General features: G+C 72.1%; 18 protein-coding genes. 13 read left to right on the forward strand and 5 right to left on the reverse strand.

Features of this window, described 5'->3' with window-relative positions:
- Window positions 1-69: 69 nt before the first annotated feature.
- From F4692_RS11135 to F4692_RS11145, 3 genes are read left to right on the forward strand one after another with little or no spacing between them, the layout of a single operon-like run.
- The gene (locus F4692_RS11135) at window positions 70-885 is read left to right on the forward strand and encodes a PP2C family protein-serine/threonine phosphatase (protein ID WP_179619712.1); all 816 of its coding nucleotides are present in this window, start codon (window positions 70-72) and stop codon (window positions 883-885) included.
- Window positions 882-2,015 (forward strand): FHA domain-containing protein, encoded by a 1,134-nt coding sequence (locus tag F4692_RS11140; RefSeq protein ID WP_179619713.1) that lies wholly within the window; start codon window positions 882-884, stop codon window positions 2,013-2,015. Before F4692_RS11135 ends, F4692_RS11140 begins: the two co-directional genes overlap by 4 nt.
- A 10-nt stretch (window positions 2,016-2,025) precedes the next feature.
- On the forward strand, window positions 2,026-3,225 hold the full coding sequence (locus F4692_RS11145; RefSeq protein ID WP_179619714.1) for an RDD family protein: 1,200 nt from the start codon (window positions 2,026-2,028) through the stop codon (window positions 3,223-3,225).
- A gap of 13 nt (window positions 3,226-3,238) precedes the next feature.
- Here the strand turns inward: F4692_RS11145 and F4692_RS11150 are convergent, their stop codons facing one another.
- Window positions 3,239-5,386 (reverse strand): S8 family serine peptidase, encoded by a 2,148-nt coding sequence (locus tag F4692_RS11150; RefSeq protein WP_179619715.1) that lies wholly within the window; start codon window positions 5,384-5,386, stop codon window positions 3,239-3,241.
- 168 nt (window positions 5,387-5,554) lie between these two features.
- Between F4692_RS11150 and F4692_RS21575 the strand changes: the two genes are divergently transcribed.
- Entirely contained in the window at window positions 5,555-5,950 is a 396-nt protein-coding gene (locus F4692_RS21575) for a cold-shock protein (protein ID WP_179619716.1), read from the forward strand.
- Window positions 5,951-5,959: 9 nt separating this feature from the next.
- Here F4692_RS21575 and F4692_RS11160 read toward each other — a convergent pair whose 3' ends face one another.
- Window positions 5,960-7,411: an MFS transporter gene (locus tag F4692_RS11160; RefSeq protein WP_308645264.1), complete on the reverse strand. Its 1,452-nt coding sequence runs from the start codon at window positions 7,409-7,411 to the stop codon at window positions 5,960-5,962.
- A 98-nt stretch (window positions 7,412-7,509) separates the two neighbouring features.
- On the opposite strand from F4692_RS11160, the gene F4692_RS11165 reads away from it, so the two are divergent.
- Complete coding sequence (locus tag F4692_RS11165; RefSeq protein ID WP_308645265.1) at window positions 7,510-8,304, forward strand: DUF3027 domain-containing protein; 795 nt, start codon at window positions 7,510-7,512, stop codon at window positions 8,302-8,304.
- 6 nt (window positions 8,305-8,310) lie between these two features.
- On the opposite strand, the gene F4692_RS11170 is transcribed toward F4692_RS11165, so the two are convergent.
- Together F4692_RS11170 and F4692_RS11175 are read right to left on the reverse strand one after the other, a co-directional pair.
- The gene (locus F4692_RS11170; protein ID WP_179619717.1) at window positions 8,311-8,910 is read right to left on the reverse strand and encodes a class I SAM-dependent methyltransferase; all 600 of its coding nucleotides are present in this window, start codon (window positions 8,908-8,910) and stop codon (window positions 8,311-8,313) included.
- The gene (locus F4692_RS11175) at window positions 8,907-9,194 is read right to left on the reverse strand and encodes a DUF2530 domain-containing protein (RefSeq protein ID WP_308645266.1); all 288 of its coding nucleotides are present in this window, start codon (window positions 9,192-9,194) and stop codon (window positions 8,907-8,909) included. The genes F4692_RS11170 and F4692_RS11175 overlap by 4 nt, the downstream gene beginning before the upstream one ends.
- A 70-nt stretch (window positions 9,195-9,264) precedes the next feature.
- On the opposite strand from F4692_RS11175, the gene F4692_RS11180 reads away from it, so the two are divergent.
- The 8 genes from F4692_RS11180 to F4692_RS11215 all read left to right on the forward strand — a co-directional run bounded on the left by F4692_RS11180 (window position 9,265) and on the right by F4692_RS11215 (window position 17,935).
- On the forward strand, window positions 9,265-10,752 hold the full coding sequence (locus F4692_RS11180) for an NCS2 family permease (protein ID WP_179619718.1): 1,488 nt from the start codon (window positions 9,265-9,267) through the stop codon (window positions 10,750-10,752).
- Between the two features lie 168 nt (window positions 10,753-10,920).
- The gene (locus F4692_RS11185) at window positions 10,921-11,364 is read left to right on the forward strand and encodes a MarR family winged helix-turn-helix transcriptional regulator (protein ID WP_257029750.1); all 444 of its coding nucleotides are present in this window, start codon (window positions 10,921-10,923) and stop codon (window positions 11,362-11,364) included.
- Between the two features lie 124 nt (window positions 11,365-11,488).
- Window positions 11,489-12,706 carry an MFS transporter gene (locus tag F4692_RS11190; protein ID WP_374757297.1) on the forward strand — a complete coding sequence of 406 codons (1,218 nt, stop codon included), beginning with the start codon at window positions 11,489-11,491 and terminating at the stop codon, window positions 12,704-12,706.
- Window positions 12,707-12,896: 190 nt separating this feature from the next.
- Entirely contained in the window at window positions 12,897-13,268 is a 372-nt protein-coding gene (rpsL, locus tag F4692_RS11195) for a 30S ribosomal protein S12 (RefSeq protein WP_056906817.1), read from the forward strand.
- Window positions 13,268-13,738 (forward strand): 30S ribosomal protein S7, encoded by a 471-nt coding sequence (rpsG, locus tag F4692_RS11200; protein ID WP_090969237.1) that lies wholly within the window; start codon window positions 13,268-13,270, stop codon window positions 13,736-13,738. Before rpsL ends, rpsG begins: the two co-directional genes overlap by 1 nt.
- Window positions 13,739-13,824: 86 nt before the next feature.
- Window positions 13,825-15,942: an elongation factor G gene (gene fusA, locus F4692_RS11205; RefSeq protein ID WP_179619720.1), complete on the forward strand. Its 2,118-nt coding sequence runs from the start codon at window positions 13,825-13,827 to the stop codon at window positions 15,940-15,942.
- 74 nt (window positions 15,943-16,016) lie between these two features.
- Window positions 16,017-17,210 (forward strand): elongation factor Tu, encoded by a 1,194-nt coding sequence (gene tuf / locus F4692_RS11210; RefSeq protein WP_179619721.1) that lies wholly within the window; start codon window positions 16,017-16,019, stop codon window positions 17,208-17,210.
- A gap of 101 nt (window positions 17,211-17,311) precedes the next feature.
- Window positions 17,312-17,935 (forward strand): mismatch-specific DNA-glycosylase, encoded by a 624-nt coding sequence (locus tag F4692_RS11215; RefSeq protein ID WP_179619722.1) that lies wholly within the window; start codon window positions 17,312-17,314, stop codon window positions 17,933-17,935.
- Here F4692_RS11215 and F4692_RS11220 read toward each other — a convergent pair.
- Complete coding sequence (locus F4692_RS11220; RefSeq protein WP_179619723.1) at window positions 17,896-18,339, reverse strand: VOC family protein; 444 nt, start codon at window positions 18,337-18,339, stop codon at window positions 17,896-17,898. The two genes, F4692_RS11215 and F4692_RS11220, sit on opposite strands and share 40 nt — an antisense overlap.
- Window positions 18,340-18,347 lie beyond the last annotated feature (8 nt).

Consider the following 18,347-nt stretch of genomic DNA (forward strand, 5'->3'; position numbering starts at 1 on the left):
CCCTCTTACGCTACTCGCCGGGTCGGCACCACGACCCCACATCTCGACACGGGGCGAAGAGGGCTGGGCATGAGGCACGTTGACCTGCACCACGGTGCGTCGACCGACGTCGGCCTGGTGCGCAAGGTCAACGAGGACTCCTACCTCGTCTCTCCCCCGGTGTTCGTCGTCGCCGACGGGATGGGCGGCCACTCGGGCGGCGACGTGGCCAGCCAGATGGTCGTCGAGGAGTTCCAGCGGCTCGCCGACTCCTACGACCCCGCCCGCGGGGCCGAGCTCGTCACCGACGCGTTCACCCGTGCCCAGGCCCGCATCGTCGACTACGGCGACGCCCACCGCGCGCTGCACCCGGGCTGGCACGCCGGCACCACCGCGGTGGTGGCGGTGCTGGTGGACGACGACGGGGCGGCCAAGTGGCTGCTGGCCAACCTCGGCGACTCCCGGATCTACCGCATCAGCGACGGCCGCCTCGAGCAGATCAGCGTCGACCACTCGGTCGTCCAGGAGCTGATCGACGCCGGCCAGATCACCGCCCAGGAGGCGGCGGTCCACCCCGAGCGTCACGTGATCACCCGGGCCCTCGGCAGCCCCGGGGGGATCCAGCCCGACTTCTTCCTGCTCCCGCTCACCTCCGTGGAGCGCCTGCTGCTGTGCAGCGACGGCGTGACCGGGATGATCGAGGACAAGGAGATCGAGGAGATCCTCGAGTCCGTCGCCGACCCCCGCGACGCCGCCGACCAGCTCGTGCGCGCCGCCGTCGCGGCCGGAGGTCGTGACAACGCCACGGCGATCGTGGTCGATGTGGTGGGATTGGTGACCGACGCGACCTATGACTCCCAGCGCCAGCTGGAGAGTCTCGAATCCAAGCTGGGGGGACGACTGTGAGCACCGAGGCAAGGTTCGCCGCCGGGGACTGGTACGCCGTCGTCGGCGACGCCGCGACCGTCCTGCTCCCCGCCAGCCGCCGCGACCGCGTCGCCGGCCTGTGGGACCTCGCCGACGCCGGGGCGAGCCCCGACGCGCTCCTCGACGCGCTCCTCGCCGGTGGGCTCTCCTCGCTCGAGCACTTCGCGCTCGTCGCGCACGGCGACGACGCCACCCGCCTCATCGTCCGGGGCGCGCCGACGGCGACGGTCTCGGCCACCTCCGGCGACGAGATCGTGTCCGCCGCGCCCGGCACCACCTGGGCGGAGAAGGTCGTCACCGGGGTCACCAGCATCCGCGTCACCCTCACCGGCGACGGGGAGGCGGCCCACACGCTCACCCCCGGCCTGGCCCGGGTGTCGGTCGTCGAGTTCGGTACGCCCGCCCCCGCCGCGCCCGACGCCCCCGCCCCGTCCGCCGCGCCCGGCGAGCCGGTCGCGCCCGCCGAGACCGCCGCGCCCGTGATGGCGGTCGAGCCGGAGCCGGAGCCGGAGCCGCAGCCCGATCCGGTCGCCGAGCCGGTCGCCGAGCCCGTGCCGTTCGTCCCCGAGGCCGAGCCGGTCGCGGCGGCACCGATGCACTTCGGCGAGCCCGAGGACGACCCGACGCCGACCGGTGAGACGCCGGTCGTGGGGGGCGACTGGGACCGTGACGGCCAGACCCAGATCGGCGCGCCCGTCCCGGAGTTCGACCGTCCGCCGATCCCCGGCCAGGAGATCGCCCCCGACGTCGTCTCGCAGCCCGTGGCCGCGCTCGTCTTCTCCACCGGCGACGTCGTCGCGGTCGACCGCACCGTCCTCGTGGGCCGCGCCCCGGAGGCCCGCCGGTTCGCCTCCCACGACCAGCCCCACGTCGTGACGGTGCCGAGCCCCCACCAGGAGATCTCCTCGACCCACCTCGAGATCCGACCGGGTGCGGGGGCCGACCACGGCTCGGCGATCGCGACCGACCTGGGCTCCACCAACGGCACGGTCCTGGCCCAGCCCGGCCTCGACCCCGAGGAGCTCAAGCCCGGCATCGCCGTCAGCCTGATCCCCGGAGCCGTGCTCGACCTCGGTGACGGCGTGACCATCCAGGTCACCAACCCCTGAGCAGCACCCCGTGACCCAGCACCCCCAGCACGCCGGCCAGCACGCCGGCCAGCACGCCCTGACCTACCCGGTCGCCCAGCTCGAGCGCCGGTTCACCGCGTTCGCCGTCGACCGGCTCCTGGCCTGGAGCCTGCTCGCGGTCGTCGGCGTGGTCACCGCGATGGTCGTCTCGGACGACCTCTGGACCGTGGTGGGCGCCGTCGCGGGGGCCATGGTCCTCGTGTGGCTCGTCAACGCCGTCGCCACGGGCGTCAGCGGCACGTCGGTCGGCAAGGCGATGACCGGCCTGCGGGTGGTCCACCACGGCACCGGCACGCCGATCGGGGTCGGCCCGGCCCTCCTGCGCTCGCTGGTGCTCGGCATCGCCGGGCTGCCGACCTTCGGCATCGGCGTGGCCACGCTCGCCTGGACGGCCGTCGAGGACCGCGGCCGCCAGCGCCGCGGCTGGCACGACCACCTCACCCACACGGTCGTCGTCGACGTCCGCCCGGCGGTCGAGGTGACCGAGGCGGCCGACGAGGGGCCGCGCCACATCGTCAACCTCACCGCCATGCGTCTCGTGCCGGCTCCTCCCGTGGAGGACGTACGCACGCCCGAGCGCACCGAGCAGTCGGTGCGTCGCCAGCCGCTCCTGCCGGAGGTCGCCCCACCGACCTCGCCGCCGCCCTCACCGCAGCAGCCGCCCGCCCCGCAGCCGCAGGTCCCCCAGCCGGGACCCTCACCGCAGTGGGGAGCCCCGCCCCAGCAGTCAGCGCCGCAGCCCCGGCAGCCAGCGCCGGAGTCGATCCCGCAGTCGGGCCCGCCGGTGGGCTGGCAGCCCCAGCAGCCCCAGCAGCCCCAGCAGCAGCCCGCGGCATCGCGGCCCCCTGCCGCGCCGGCGCGCTGGCGGGTGCGGTTCGACAACGGCGAGAGCTTCGTGATCGCCGGCCTGGCCCTGGTCGGTCGGCGCCCCGAAGCACGCTCGGGCGAGCAGGTGGCCCACCTCATCCCGCTCTCCTCGGCGGACATGTCGGTGTCCAAGACGCACGCCCAGTTCGGTCCCGCGTCCGACGGGACGATCGTCGTGATGGACCGCGGCTCCACCAACGGCACCGTCCTGGTCCGGCAGGGCGTCTCGCGCCAGCTGGCGCCCGGCAAGCCCGCCGCGCTGATCGACGGCGACAAGGTGGTTTACGGCGACCGGGAGATGACGATCTCCCGCGAGGCCTGACGCCCGGTCCGCCTCAGCGCGTCAGGGCGACGGGCACCCGGGTGACGCCGCCGCGGGCCCCGAGCCACACCAGCACGCCGTCGTCGAGCGCGCCGGGGGTTGTCGGTCCGGTCACCGTGATCCGGAAGTCGGCCGACTCGCCCGGTGCGAGGCGTACGGCGAGGGGCTGCACGCGCACGCGGTGGGAGGCGAACCCGCGGGCGGTGACCGAGAAGTACTCCGGCCGCTCGCCGACGTTGGTGACCGTGCGGACCGCCGACGACTGGCGCGAGGACAGCAGCAGGGAGCTGGTGTTGAGGTCCGCCAAGGTGTGCGTGCGCAGCGCACGTCGCCACTGGGCGGGAGCGACGTCGAGTACGAGATGAGCCCGGGGGGCGCGGCCCGGCAGTGCTCCGGAGCCCTGCTCGAGCGCGGACGACCCGGCCACGGGCCGGCCCGCGGTGACGACGAGCGAGCGCACCGCGGCGGCCGACCAGTCCTCGTGCTTGCCGATCACGAGCGCGGCGAGGCCGCTGGCGTGGGCGGCGGCGGCCGAGCTGCCGCTGAACACGCCCCAGCTGCGTCCCGTCGAGTCGGGGAGCGCGCCCAGCACCGCGTCGCCGTCGGACACCGCGTCGGGCTTCAGCGAGGCGCCGCGCGGGTCGCCGGCGGCGCTCCACGGGGCCGTACGGCGGGTGCCGGGCGCGCCGGCCACGCGCGACATCCGCACGCGGGCGTCGGGGTGCCGCGCCACCCAGCGGCTGAACGCCCGACCGGCCGGCGCGGAGAGGTGGACGGTCGGCACCGCGTGGAGGTCGGCCGTGACCGCGCCGCGGCTCCGGTTGACCAGCACCATCGCGCGCCCGCCCGCCTGTGCCACGGCCTGTGACTTGTCGATGCGCCCGATGCCACCGCGCCGGCACACCACGATCCGGTCGGCGACGAGGCGCGTGTCGAGGGCGCCGCGCCGGCACTGTGCGGCCTCGCGACGCGTCGCACCGGGGGCGGGGGCTTGCTGGGCCAGCACCGCCCTGCCCGTGAGCGGGGTGGGTCGGCCACCGCCGGTCCAGGAGCGGCCGCCCGGGAGCGTGACGCGTCCCCGCGACATCCGCCCGACGGCCGAGCCGACCGTGGTGACCCAGGGGCCGGCGTGCGCGGCGTACGCCGACGAGCCGGAGTTGCCCGACGCGCCGACCACGACGACGTCGGCCTCGGCGGCGCCGAGCAGCGCGAGCTGGAGGGTGTCGATCCGCTCGCCGCCGGCGAGGGCGATGGTCAGCACGTCGACCCCGTCGGCCACCGCGGCGTCCACGGCGGTGACGACGTCGGCGGTCGAGCAGCCGTCGTCGGACGGGTCCGGGGCGCCCCAGCACGCCTTGTAGGCGGCGATCCGGGCCTGAGGTGCGACGCCGCCGAAGCGACCGGCGTCGCGGTCGTCGACCCGGACGCTGACGCCGGCGTTGCCGGCTGCGACGGAGGAGACCTGGGTGCCGTGCCCGAGCACGTCGGTCGGGGACAGCGACTCCGACGAGCGCACCCGGTCGGCGCCGAAGCCGTCGACGTACCAGCGGGCACCGACGACCTTGCGGGTGCAGGAGTCGGCCGACCAGCCGTCCCCCTCCGCGCAGGCACCGGTGAAGTCCTTCGGGTCGGCGCCGAGACCGGGGACCTCGGCGAAGGCGGGGGACTCCGGCGCGATGCCCGAGTCGACGACGCCGACGACCACGCCGGCCCCGCCGCGCAGCCGCGGCATGGCGACGTCGCCGACGAAGGCCGGGGAGGTGTGGCCGGCGAGCGGTCGGACTGTGTCGGCCTCGACGGCGGCGACGCCCGGCTGCTGGTCGAGCGCGGCGAGCTGGGCCGCGGTCAGGTGTGCGGCGAAGCCGTTGAGCGCGGTGGTCCAGCGGTAGACCGGCTCCCCGGCGCCGATCGCGCCCAGCACGGCGTCCTGGCGGGCGAGGACCTCGGTGACGTCGCGGCGTCCGGCGGACGTGCCGGCGCCGTCGAGCGTGACGAGGGTGAGCTGCTCGGGGGCCGGCACCGACCCGGTGTCGTCGGCGGTCGCGGTGCTCGCGAGGGGCAGCGCCACGGACGTCGTCACGGCGGTCGCGAGCAGGCAGGAGCCCAGCAGCCGTCCCAGTGTGCGTGCCCGCACCTCGACCTCCCGCTCGTCCGTCGTCATGGCCACCGCCCCCGCGGTGGGCCCCGAGCCTCCCATGGTCCCAGCAGGGACGTCTTCAAATCAAAGGTGGCCCCGAGGAACCCGTTGGTGGGCGGCTGGCGCTGCCGCCTATCCTTTGCGGGCCGCGTCGCACGACGCGGCACCGAGTGCAGAGCTGAGGGGTGGACCGTGCCGACTGGCAAGGTGAAGTGGTACGACGCGGAGAAGGGCTTCGGCTTCCTCTCGCAGGAGAGCGGCCCGGACGTCTACGTCCACTCCGACGCGCTGCCCGAGGGCACCGGGACGCTCAAGGCCGGCACGAAGGTCGAGTTCGGCATCGCCCAGGGCCGCCGCGGCGACCAGGCGCTCCAGGTCCGCGTCCTCGACGCGCCCGCCTCGGTGGCTCGCAACCAGCGCAACGCGCAGCGCAAGCAGCCCGAGGCGATGGTGACCATCGTCGAGGACCTCATCAAGATGCTCGAGGGCGTCGAGGAGACCTACCGCCGCGGCCGCCACCCCGAGCGCGCCGCCGCGCGGGGAACGGCGAAGGTGCTGCGCGCCCTCGCCGACGAGCTCGAGGTCTGACCCGCCCAGTCAGGCGCGGCTGGGCTCCGCGGCAGCGCCCCGGGGCCGGCTGACCAGCACGAAGGTCGCCCACAGGGCCAGCACGCCGGCGGCGATGCCGATCCCGAGCTGCGGCATGAGCGGCATGGCGATCCCGACGAAACCGCCGATCACCCACGCGAGCTGGAGCGTGGTGTCGGAACGGGCGAACGCGCTCGCCTGGATCCGGCTCGGGATGTCGCGCTGGATCGTCGAGTCGAGGGACAGCTTGGCCAGCGCCTGGGCCAGCCCGGCGGTCAGCCCGAGCAGCACCAGCGGGACGATGCCGTAGAAGAGTGCCGCCACGGTCGCCACGACCGCGTCGGCGAGGAGCGCGAGCACCACCGTCACGGCCGGGTTGAGCTTGCGCAGGACCGAGCCGATCGTGATGCCGAGGGTGTTGCCGAGGCCGGCCGCGCCGATCACGAGGCCGAGCAGCACCTCGGGTCGCCAGTCGCCGATCGGGTTCTCGCGCAGCAGGAACGCCATGAACATCGTGAGGAAGCCCGACAGCCACCGCGGTCCGCAGTTGGCCCGCAGCGCGAAGGCGACGGCCGCGGGGATCCGGGTCTTCGTCCGGCGCCCGGTGCGGCCCTCCTCGTCGGAGCCGGTGAGGACCATCTCGCCCTCGCCCTGGCTGGCGTCGACCTGCTCGGGGAGCCGGATCGCCCAGATCGTGGCGAGCACGAAGATCACGAAGCCGTAGCGCAGCGACCACTCCGGGCCCAGCGTCGAGGCGAGGATCGCGAGGGGCGCGGACACGCCCGCGCCGACGATCCCGGCGAGCGAGACCCGCGCGTTGGCCTTGACCAACGTCAGGTCGGGCGGGAGCAGCCGGGGGACGGCGGCGGCCCGCGTGACGCCGTACGCCTTGGACGCGACGAGACAGCCGAGGGCCGCGGGGAACAGCCACGGCGACTCCGTGACCACGGCCGTCGCCAGCACCCAGCACAGGAACCCGCGGATGGCCATCGTCGAGCCGACCGCCCAGCGGCGGCCGTGGCTGAAGCGGTCGAGGAACGGCCCGATCAGGGGAGCGACGACCGCGAAGGGCAGCATCGTGAGGCCGAGGAACAGCGCGACCTGGCCGCGCGCCTCACCGGTCGGGACCTGGAAGAAGAGCGTGCCCGCGAGGGAGATCGCGACGGCCGCGTCGCCGGCGGCGTTGAAGGCGTGCAGCTCGATCAGCCGCGACAGCCCGGAGTCGCCCGCGCCCTCGGCGCGCGCGGCCCGGCGTGCCTGCGTGACGGCGAAGTGTCCCGCGGTGCCGGCCCCCCGGCCGGCGACCCTGGCTCCGCGGCCGGCGGCCCGGGCGCCGCGAGCGGCACCCGCGAGGGAGCGGCGCACCGCCCCGGGCCGGATCGGCTGCGTCTGCTGCTCGGTCGGGTCGGAGGCCTGCTCCGAGGCCTGCCCGGAGTGCGGGTCGGGGCGCTCGGAGGTCACGCACCCATCTTGGACCACGCACCCGACAGCCCGGCGGAGGACGTCCCGGCAGGCGTCCCGACGGGACAGGACCACCGGGCATTTGCCATGATGCGCACGTGATCTCTCTCCGCTCCCGTGCCGGCAAGCCGGACTCGCCCCTCGCCAAGGCCGTCGACCTGGCCCGCGCGGTGGTGCTCGAGGTGGCCGACCCCGCCGAGGTGGGCGACCACCTCGGTGCGTACGCCGAGGGCGAGCGTCTGGTCACGCACCACTTCTCCTGCGCGCGCCCGGGCTACCCCGGCTGGTACTGGTCGGTCACGCTCACCCGCGCCAAGCGCGGCAAGGACATCACCGTCAACGAGGTCGTCCTGCTGCCGGGTGACGAGGCGATCGTCGCCCCCGCGTGGGTGCCCTACAAGGAGCGGCTCCAGCCCGGCGACCTCTCGCCCGGCGACCTGCTGCCCGTCGAGGACGAGGACGTCCGTCTCGTCCCGACCTACCTCGTCGGCGACGACCCGCTGGACGACCCGCTCGACACCGACGCCAAGGCTCAGGTGCGCCGCGTGGCCGAGGACCTCGGCCTCGGCCGGGTCCGCACCCTGAGCCGCGAGGGCCTCGACATGGCAGCCGAGCGGTGGCACGACGGCGACGGCGGGCCCGACGCGCCCCTCGCCAAGAGCGCCCCGGAGAACTGCTGGTCCTGCGGCTTCCTGGTCCGGCTCAGCGGCTCGCTCTCGACGCGCTTCGGCGTCTGCGCCAACGGCAACGCCAACGACGACGGCCGGGTCGTCACCTTCGACCACGGCTGCGGCGCCCACTCGGAGGTCAAGCTCGCGCGCAAGCAGCAGCCGCTCCCGATGCCGGACCACGTGCTCGACACGATCACCGAGGACGGGCTCGAGACCCTCTGACCGCGCTCAGGCGCGCGCGAGCACCCAGACGGCGTACTCGTCGCTGGGCTCGTGGAGCTCGTAGCTGCCGAAGCGGTGCACCACCCGCAGGCCGGCGGCCTCCGCGTCGGCGACGAACTCCTCGGCGGGGTACGTCCGGCTGCCGGCCTTGATCGCGGTGAGGTGGAAGCCGACGGCGGCCCGGCCGTCCGGGGCCAGCAGGTCGCGGACCCGCTCCAGCACGGGGCGTTCGGTGTCCTCGCCGACGTAGACCATCACGTTGCCCACCACGGCGACGAGGTCGAACGTGCCGACCTCGGCCGGGTCGAGGGCGAGCGCCTCGTGGGGGAGCACCTCGAGGTCGGGGTAGGTCGCGCGCGACTGCTCGCGCAGGGCGGCGTCGGGCTCCGTGGCGACGACGTCGTGCCCGCGCGCGCGGAGGGCGGCCGCCACCCGGCCCATCCCGGAGCCGATGTCGAGGATCCGCGACGCGCGCGCCGCCATCGCGTCGAGGAAGCGGGCCTCGCCGTCCACGTCCACGCCGCGCGCCACGCTGTCGGCGAAGTGGCGCCCGTAGCCGCGGTTGTCCTCACCGGCCAGCTCCCACCGGGTCGGCGGGAGCGTCACCGGGTGCCCCGCTGCGCCGCGCGCTCCTTGCGCCGGCGGCGGCAGTACTCCAGGCCGCAGAGCCCCAGGCCGAAGCCCGCCAGGCAGGTCCACAGCCACCAGGTCCGCCCGCTCTCCTCCAGGGCGCCCCAGAACGGCAGCAGCCCCAGGAAGCCCAGCAGCCAGAGCGCGGTCCCGACCTCGGTGGTGCGTACGCCGTCGACGTCGAGCGGCTCGACCTGCGCGACGATGTAGGTGCGCCGGCCGATCTCGTGCTGCGTCGGCTGCTCGTCACCCAGGTCCACGTCGCCCACGCTACACAAGGGCGCGGACGCGAAACACGGCCGTAGCACGCTTCTGCCACACTGCCGTTCCGTGACCGACCAGACGCAGACCACCCCCCAGTCCCCGAGGGCCTCCGGGCTCGACGGGTACTTCCAGATCAGCCGGCGAGGATCGACCGTGGGCCGCGAGGTCCGCGGCGGCGTCGTCACCTTCTTGACGATGGCCTACATCATCGTGCTCAACCCGCTGATCCTCGGCTTCGTGCCCGACTCGACCGGCGCCTTCCTCGGCGGCGGCGCCGAGCCCGGCAGCGGCATCCCCGCGATCGCCGCCGGCACCGCGCTGGTCGCCGGCGTGCTCACCATCGCGATGGGCGGCTTCGCCAACTTCCCCCTCGCGCTCGCGACCGGACTCGGCCTCAACGCCTTCGTCGCCAACACCATCGCGCGCCAGTCGACGTGGGACGCCGCGATGGGCCTGGTCGTCCTGGAGGGCATCGTCATCCTGGTGCTGGTGCTGACCGGCTTCCGCAAGGCGGTCTTCCACGCCGTCCCCCAGCAGCTCAAGGTGGCGATCTCGGTCGGCATCGGGCTCTTCATCGCCCTCATCGGCTTCGTCGACGCCCGCGTGGTGACCCGCATCCCCGACGCCTTCCAGACCACCGTGCCGGTGCAGCTCGGCGCCGACGGGCACCTCGGCGGCTGGCCGGTCCTCGTCTTCGTCGTCGGCCTGGCGCTGATGATCGCGTTGTGGGTCCGCAAGGTGCGGGGCGCGATCCTCATCTCGATCGCGGTGACGACGGTCCTCGCCGTCGTCGTCGAGGCCATCGGCGACCTGGGGGCCTCGTCCGCGGAGAACCCGAAGGGCTGGTCGCTCAGCGTGCCGAGCCTGAGCGGCGACGTCGTCGGCCTGCCGTCGTTCGACACCCTCGGCTCGGTCGACCTCTTCGGCGCCTTCAGCTCCACCGGCACCGGCGTCCTCGCCGCGCTCCTGCTGGTCTTCTCGCTGCTGCTCGCCGACTTCTTCGACACGATGGGCACCATGACGGCCATCGGCGCCGAGGCCGGGCTCAACGACGACGAGGGCACCCCGCCGAACGCCCAGCGCATCCTGGTCGTGGACTCCGTCGCCGCCATCGCCGGCGGCGCCGCCGGCGTCTCGTCCAACACGTCCTACATCGAGAGCGCCTCGGGCGTCGGGGAGGGCGCCCGCACCGGCCTCGCCTCGGTCGTCACCGGAGTCCTGTTCCTGCTGGCGACCTTCTTCACGCCGCTCGTCGCGGCCATCCCGTCCGAGGCGGCCGTACCTGCCCTCGTGCTGGTCGGCTTCCTGATGATGCAGCAGGTCACCGAGATCGACTGGCGCGACCTCGAGGTGGCCATCCCGGCCTTCCTCACCGTGGTGCTGATGCCGTTCACCTACTCGATCTCCGTCGGCATCGGCGCCGGCTTCGTGTCGTACGTCCTCATCAAGGTCGTCGTGGGCAAGGTCCGCGACATCCACCCGCTCATGTGGGTCGTCGCCGCGCTCTTCGTCGTCTACTTCGCCTACACCCCGATCAGCGGCTGGTTGTCCTGACGGGCTGACTGCGGCGCTTCGTCAGCGATCCCCGGTCAGCCGGGGATTGCTGACGTTGTCGGCCGTTGCAACGCCTGACAACGTCAGGGAGAGCCGGTCAGCCGGGGATCACTGACGGGCAGATCCGCGGCGGAATAGTTAGCACAGGTAATGAGTTATGCTAACGACATGCCGACCGCTGACCTCCGCACCGACACCGGGCTCGCCTCCGAGCTCCGGGCCGGCGTCATGCGCCTGCGCCGCCGCCTGATCTCGGAGCGGCACCCCGACAACGACCTCAGCATCAGCCAGATGGTCGTCCTCGGGCTCCTCGTGCGCCACGGCGACCAGACCGTCGGCGAGCTCGCCCGCGCCGAGCGCGTGCAGCCGCCGTCGATGACCCGCACGGTCAACTGCCTGGAGGAGGGCGGCCACGTCGAGCGCCGGCCCCACGAGACCGACGGCCGCCAGGTCGTCGTCGCGCTCACCGACGCCGGCCGAGCGGCCGTGCTGGCCGACCGCCAGCGCCGCGACGCCTGGCTCGCGCGCCAGCTCGGCGGCCTCACGCCGGCCGAGCGCGCCACCCTCCGCGACGCGGCGCCGATCCTGGCCCGCCTCGCGGTGACCGACTGACACCCCGACCGACACCCCCACCGACCACCCGACCGACCACCTGACTGACCGAGGAGTCACCACGAGCCCCACGTTCCGCTCCCTCGCGAACCCGAACTACCGCCGGTACGCCGCTGGCGGCGTCGTGTCCAACACCGGCACCTGGATGCAGCGCATCGCCCAGGACTGGCTGGTCCTCGAGCTCGCCGCCGGCTCCGGCGCCACCGCGCTCGGCATCACGACCGGCCTGCAGTTCCTGCCGTTCCTGCTGCTCACGCCGTTCGCCGGCCTCGTGGCCGACCGGATGCCCAAGCAGCGCCTGCTCCAGCTCACCAACCTCGGCATGGCGGTGCCCGCAGCGGTGCTCGGCATCCTCGCCGTGACCGGCGTCGCCGAGGTCTGGCACGTCTACGTCCTGGCCCTCGTGCTCGGCGCGGCCTCCGCGTTCGACGCCCCCGCCCGCCAGTCCTTCGTCTCCGAGCTGGTCGAGCCCGGCGACCTCACCAACGCCGTCGGCCTCAACTCCGCGAGCTTCAACGCCGCGCGCCTCGTCGGCCCCGGCCTCGCCGGGCTGCTCATCGCCGCCTTCGGCGGGGGAGCGGTCGCGACCGGTTGGGTGATCCTGTTCAACGCGGTGTCGTACGCCGCCCCGATCTGGTCGCTGCGCCACCTCGACGCCAGCCGGATCGACGCCGCGGCGCCCGCCGACCGCGGACCCGGCGCCATCCGGGAGGGTGTCGCCTACGTCCGGGCGCGACCCGACCTGCTCCTGGTCCTCAGCCTGGTGTTCTTCGCCGGGACGTTCGGCCTCAACTTCCAGATCACCTCCGCGCTGATGGCGACCGAGGTGTTCGACAAGGGGCCCGAGGAGTTCGGCGCGCTCGGCACCTTCCTGGCGGTCGGCTCGCTCACCGGTGCCCTGCTCGCCGCGCGACGTACCCAGGTCCGCCACCGCCTCGTGGTCGGCGCCGCGCTGGCGTTCGGCACGAGCGTCGTGCTGGCCGGCCTGATGCCGTCCTACCTCACGTTCGCGCTGCTCGCCCCGGTCACCGGCCTCACCGCGCTGACCTTCATCACCTCCGCCAACACCTACATGCAGCTGCACACCGACGCGGGCGTGCGTGGGCGGGTGATGGCGCTCTACCTGATGATCTTCATGGGCGGCACCCCGGTCGGCGCGCCGATCATCGGCTGGATCGGGGAGGAGTACGGCGCACGCTGGACCCTGCTCGGCGGTGGCCTGCTGACGATCGCCGGCGTGGCCGTCTCCGCGGTGGTCTACCTCCGCCTCGAGCGGGCACGCTGGGAGCGGGCGGCTAGAGTGGAGGACGCGCCCGTGGAGCGGGCCTCGGCGGCATTTTGACCCTGCCGGAGCGCCCGAGTAGCCTCAATCCTTGTGTCTGGCACGTCCAGACCCCTGCGCATGCTCTCAGCAGCGGCCGATCTCCGAGCCGCTCCCAGCAGGTGGCAACAGGCACGACGCAGCAACGCACGACACCCGAGCCCGGCACAGCGCCGAGCCGTGACGAGAAACAGAGAGAGGGAACCACCCGGTGCCCACCATCAACCAGCTGGTCCGCAAGGGCCGCCAGGACAAGGTGTCCAAGAACAAGACGCCTGCCCTGAAGGGATCCCCGCAGCGCCGTGGCGTCTGCACCCGCGTCTACACGACCACCCCGAAGAAGCCGAACTCCGCCCTCCGCAAGGTCGCCCGCGTGCGCCTGAGCAGCGGCGTCGAGGTCACGGCCTACATCCCGGGCGTCGGTCACAACCTGCAGGAGCACTCGATCGTGCTCGTGCGCGGCGGCCGTGTGAAGGACCTTCCCGGTGTCCGCTACAAGATCATCCGCGGCTCGCTCGACACCCAGGGTGTCAAGAACCGCAAGCAGGCCCGCAGCCGCTACGGCGCGAAGAAGGAGAAGTAATGCCTCGCAAGGGTCCCGCTCCCAAGCGCCCCCTCGTCGTCGACCCGGTCTACGGCTCGCAGCTGGTCACCCAGCTCGTCAGCAAGGTCCTCCAGGACGGCAAGAAGGCTGTCGCGCAGCGCATCGTCTACACCGCTCTCGAGGGCTGCCGCGAGAAGACCGGCACCGACCCCGTCGTCACGCTCAAGCGCGCGATGGACAACGTCAAGCCGGCCATCGAGGTCAAGTCCCGCCGCGTCGGCGGCGCGACCTACCAGGTCCCCGTCGAGGTCAAGGCCAACCGCTCCACCACGCTGGCGCTGCGCTGGCTCGTGGGGTACGCCCAGGACCGTCGCGAGAAGACGATGTCCGAGCGCCTCATGAACGAGATCCTCGACGCGAGCAACGGCCTCGGCGCCGCTGTGAAGAAGCGCGAGGACACCCACAAGATGGCCGAGTCCAACAAGGCCTTCGCCCACTACCGCTGGTGACGTTGAGAGGCCGTACGCCCCGCACCCGCGGCCGTACGGCCTCTCACCCCACAACCCCACTACTTCCGAGGGACTGAGACACAACAGTGGCTGTCGACATCACCACCGACCTCAACAAGGTCCGCAACATCGGCATCATGGCGCACATCGACGCCGGCAAGACCACCACCACCGAGCGCATCCTCTTCTACACCGGCATCACCTACAAGATCGGTGAGGTCCACGAGGGTGGCGCCACGATGGACTGGATGGAGCAGGAGCAGGAGCGCGGCATCACCATCACGTCCGCCGCGACGACCTGCTGGTGGAAGGACCACCAGATCAACATCATCGACACCCCGGGCCACGTGGACTTCACCGCCGAGGTGGAGCGCTCGCTGCGCGTCCTCGACGGCGCCGTGGCGGTGTTCGACGGTGTTGCCGGTGTCGAGCCGCAGACCATGACGGTGTGGCGCCAGGCCAACAAGTACTCCGTCCCCCGCATGTGCTTCGTCAACAAGCTCGACCGCACCGGTGCGGACTTCTTCCGCTGCGTCGACATGATGGTCGAGCGCCTCAACTCCACCCCCCTTGTGCTCCAGCTCCCCATCGGTGCCGAGTCCGACTTCCTCGGTGTCGTCGACCTGGTCGGCATGCGTGCCCTCACGTGGCGCGGCGAAACCAAGATGGGTGAGGACTACGACGTCGAGGAGATCCCCGCCGATCTCGCCGACCAGGCCGCCGAGTACCGCGAGAAGTTCATCGAGACGCTCGCCGAGGCCGACGACGACATCATGGAGAAGTACCTCGAGGAGGGTGACGAGAACTTCACCGTCGATGAGCTCGAGGCCGCGATCCGTCGCGCCACCCTGGCCGACAAGCTCAACCCGGTCCTCTGTGGCACCGCGTTCAAGAACAAGGGCGTGCAGCCCCTGCTCGACGCGGTCGTCAAGTACCTCCCGTCGCCGCTCGACATCGACGCGATCATCGGCCACTCGCCGCGCGACGAGGAGGAGCAGATCTCCCGCAAGCCGTCCGACGACGAGCCGTTCTCCGGCCTCGCCTACAAGATCGCGAGCGACCCGCACCTCGGCAAGCTGATCTACGTCCGCGTCTACTCGGGCAAGCTCGAGGCCGGCTCCACCGTGGTCAACTCGGTGAACGGCCGCAAGGAGCGGATCGGCAAGGTCTACCAGATGCACGCCAACAAGCGTGAGGAGATCGCGTCGGTCGGTGCCGGTCAGATCGTGGCCGTCATGGGTCTCAAGGACACCAAGACCGGTCACACCCTGAGCGACCCCAACAACCAGGTCGTCCTCGAGTCGATGACGTTCCCGGCCCCGGTGATCGAGGTCGCGATCGAGCCCAAGACCAAGGGTGACCAGGAGAAGCTCGGCACCGCGATCCAGCGTCTCTCCGACGAGGACCCGACCTTCACGGTCAAGGCCGACGAAGAGACGGGCCAGACGATCATCGCCGGCATGGGCGAGCTCCACCTGGAGATCCTCGTCGACCGCATGAAGCGCGAGTTCCGCGTGGAGGCGACCGTCGGCAAGCCGCAGGTGGCCTACCGCGAGACGATCCGCAACACGGTCGAGAAGCACTCCTACACCCACAAGAAGCAGACGGGTGGCTCGGGCCAGTTCGCCAAGGTGGTCATCAGCCTCGGCCCCAACACCGACCCGGAGACCGGCGCCGGCGCCGGCTACGAGTTCGTCAACAACGTCACCGGTGGTCGCGTGCCGAAGGAGTACATCCCCTCGGTCGACCAGGGTGGCCAGGAGGCCATGGAGTTCGGCGTGCTCGCCGGCTACCCGATGGTCGACGTGAAGTTCTCGCTCGAGGACGGCGCCTACCACGACGTCGACTCGTCCGAGCTCGCGTTCAAGATCGCCGGCAACCAGGCCTTCAAGGAGGCCGCGCGCAAGGCCCGCCCGGTCCTGCTCGAGCCGATGTTCGCCGTCGAGGTCACGACCCCCGAGAGCTTCCTCGGCACGGTCATCGGCGACATCAACTCGCGTCGCGGCCAGATCCAGGCGCAGGAGGAGCGGCACGGCGACATGGTCGTGAGCGCCCTCGTGCCCCTGTCGGAGATGTTCGGGTACGTTGGCGACCTGAGGTCCAAGACCTCCGGCCAGGCGTCGTACTCGATGGAGTTCGACTCGTACGCCGAGGTTCCCACGAACATCGCCGACGAGATCGTGAAGAAGGTCCGCGGCGAGTGATCGTCGCCGGATCCTCGGCACCCCAGCTGTACCCACACCCACGAGTCACGTAACAACAATCAGGAGGAGCCCCAGTGGCTAAGGCGAAGTTCGAGCGGACCAAGCCGCACGTCAACATCGGCACCATCGGTCACATCGACCACGGCAAGACGACGCTGACCGCGGCCATCACCAAGGTGCTGCACGACAAGCACCCGGACCTCAACGAGGCTTCGGCGTTCGACCAGATCGACAAGGCTCCCGAGGAGCGTCAGCGCGGTATCACGATCTCGATCGCGCACGTCGAGTACCAGACCGAGTCGCGTCACTACGCGCACGTCGACTGCCCCGGTCACGCCGACTACATCAAGAACATGATCACCGGCGCGGCGCAGATGGACGGCGCGATCCTCGTGGTCGCCGCCACCGACGGCCCCATGCCGCAGACCCGCGAGCACGTGCTGCTCGCGCGCCAGGTCGGCGTCCCCGCCCTGGTCGTCGCGCTCAACAAGTGCGACATGGTCGACGACGAGGAGCTCATCGAGCTCGTCGAGATGGAGGTGCGCGAGCTCCTCTCCGAGTACGAGTTCCCGGGCGACGACATCCCCGTCGTGCGCGTGGCGGCCTTCCCGGCCCTCAACGGCGACGCCAAGTGGGGCGAGTCGATCGTCGAGCTCATGCAGGCCGTGGACGACTACATCCCGACCCCCGAGCGTGAGACCGACAAGCCCTTCCTCATGCCCGTCGAGGACGTCTTCACGATCACCGGTCGTGGCACCGTCATCACCGGTCGCATCGAGCGCGGCATCGTCAAGGTCAACGAGGAGGTCGAGATCATCGGCATCCGCGAGGGCTCGCAGAAGAGCACCGTCACCGGTGTCGAGATGTTCCGCAAGCTCCTCGACGAGGGCCAGGCGGGCGAGAACGTCGGTCTGCTCCTCCGTGGCACGAAGCGCGAGGACGTGGAGCGCGGCATGGTCGTGATCAAGCCGGGCACGACCACCCCGCACACCAACTTCGAGGCCTCGGTCTACATCCTCTCGAAGGACGAGGGCGGCCGTCACACGCCGTTCTTCAACAACTACCGCCCGCAGTTCTACTTCCGTACGACTGACGTGACCGGTGTTGTGACCCTTCCCGAGGGCACCGAGATGGTCATGCCGGGTGACAACACCGAGATGTCGGTCGAGCTCATCCAGCCCATCGCGATGGACGAGGGCCTGCGCTTCGCCATCCGCGAGGGTGGCCGCACGGTCGGCGCCGGCCGCGTCGTCAAGATCACCAAGTGATCACCGCCGGTCACTGACCGGCACCTGCACCACCCGAGACCCCGTCTCCCGTCAGGGAGGCGGGGTCTCGTGCGTCCGGCGGTGCCGGGCAGGATGGTGCCATGGGATTCACCAGGGCAGAGCTGGAGTCGTTCCGCGACGTGGAGGTCCCCGACCTGCTACCGGCCGACGGCCAGCCGCTCCGGCTGCTCTTCGTCGGGATCAACCCGGGGCTGTGGACCGCGGCGACGCAGACCCACTTCGCCCGTCCGGGCAACCGCTTCTACCCCGCGCTGCTGCGGGCGGGCGTCCTGACGCACGCGGTCGACCCGTCCGCGGGGATGACCGACGCCGATCGCGCCGAGTTCCGCAACCTCGGGATCGGCATCACCAACCTCGCCCCGCGGGCGACCGCCCGGGCCGACGAGCTCACCGCCGAGGAGCTCCGCCAGGGCGGCGCGCGGTTGCGTGCGCTCGTGGAGGAGCGCCGCCCGGTGGTCGTCGCGATCGCCGGCATCACCGCCTACCGCACGGCCTTCGGGGACCGGAAGGCGCGCACCGGGGAGCAGCCCGAGGGGTGGGGGCCGTCGCGGCTCTTCGTCGTGCCGAACCCGTCCGGGCTCAACGCGCACGACACCGTCGACACCCTCGCGACGGCGTACGCCGAGGCCGCGGTCGCCGCCGGGGTGCTCCCGCGCGGGGCCGGTCAACCCATGTCCACGCCCTCGAAGTCCTCGGGCGTGTAGTCGCGCTTCTCCACCAGCACCATCCAGTTGCCGGAGTTGTCGCGCATCAGCGCCTCGACGCCGTACGGCCGCTCCTCCGGCTCCTGCAGGAACTCGACGCCCTTGGCCTTGAGCTCCTCGTAGGTCGCGCGGCAGTCGTCGACGTCCATCCCGATCCCCGGGAGCCCACCCTCGTCCTGGGCGCGCCTCATCGCGTCGATGAGGTAGTCGGGGAGCGGGCCGCTCGGCGTGGTCAGGTGCACGTGGACCTCGGGCTGCTTCGGGTGGTAGATCGTGCACCACCGGAAGTCCGGCCCGAGCTGGAGGTCGTCCCCGGTCTCGAAGCCGAGGACGTCGGTGTAGAAGGCGAGGGACTCGTTGATGTCCTTCACCCACAGGGACAGCAGGGAGATGTTGGTGATCATGGGACGAG

Source organism: Nocardioides cavernae (assembly GCF_013410035.1).
GTDB classification, from domain to species: Bacteria; Actinomycetota; Actinomycetes; order Propionibacteriales; family Nocardioidaceae; genus Nocardioides; species Nocardioides cavernae_A.

Coding starts and splice junctions, on each gene's coding strand:
- F4692_RS11220 (WP_179619723.1), bottom strand. CDS start 18,339: ATGATCACCAACATCTCCCTGCTGTCCCTGTGGGTGAAGGACATCAAC.
- rpsG (WP_090969237.1), top strand. CDS start 13,268: ATGCCTCGCAAGGGTCCCGCTCCCAAGCGCCCCCTCGTCGTCGACCCG.
- F4692_RS11135 (WP_179619712.1), top strand. CDS start 70: ATGAGGCACGTTGACCTGCACCACGGTGCGTCGACCGACGTCGGCCTG.
- F4692_RS11185 (WP_257029750.1), top strand. CDS start 10,921: ATGCCGACCGCTGACCTCCGCACCGACACCGGGCTCGCCTCCGAGCTC.
- F4692_RS11150 (WP_179619715.1), bottom strand. CDS start 5,386: ATGACGACGGACGAGCGGGAGGTCGAGGTGCGGGCACGCACACTGGGA.
- F4692_RS11215 (WP_179619722.1), top strand. CDS start 17,312: ATGGGATTCACCAGGGCAGAGCTGGAGTCGTTCCGCGACGTGGAGGTC.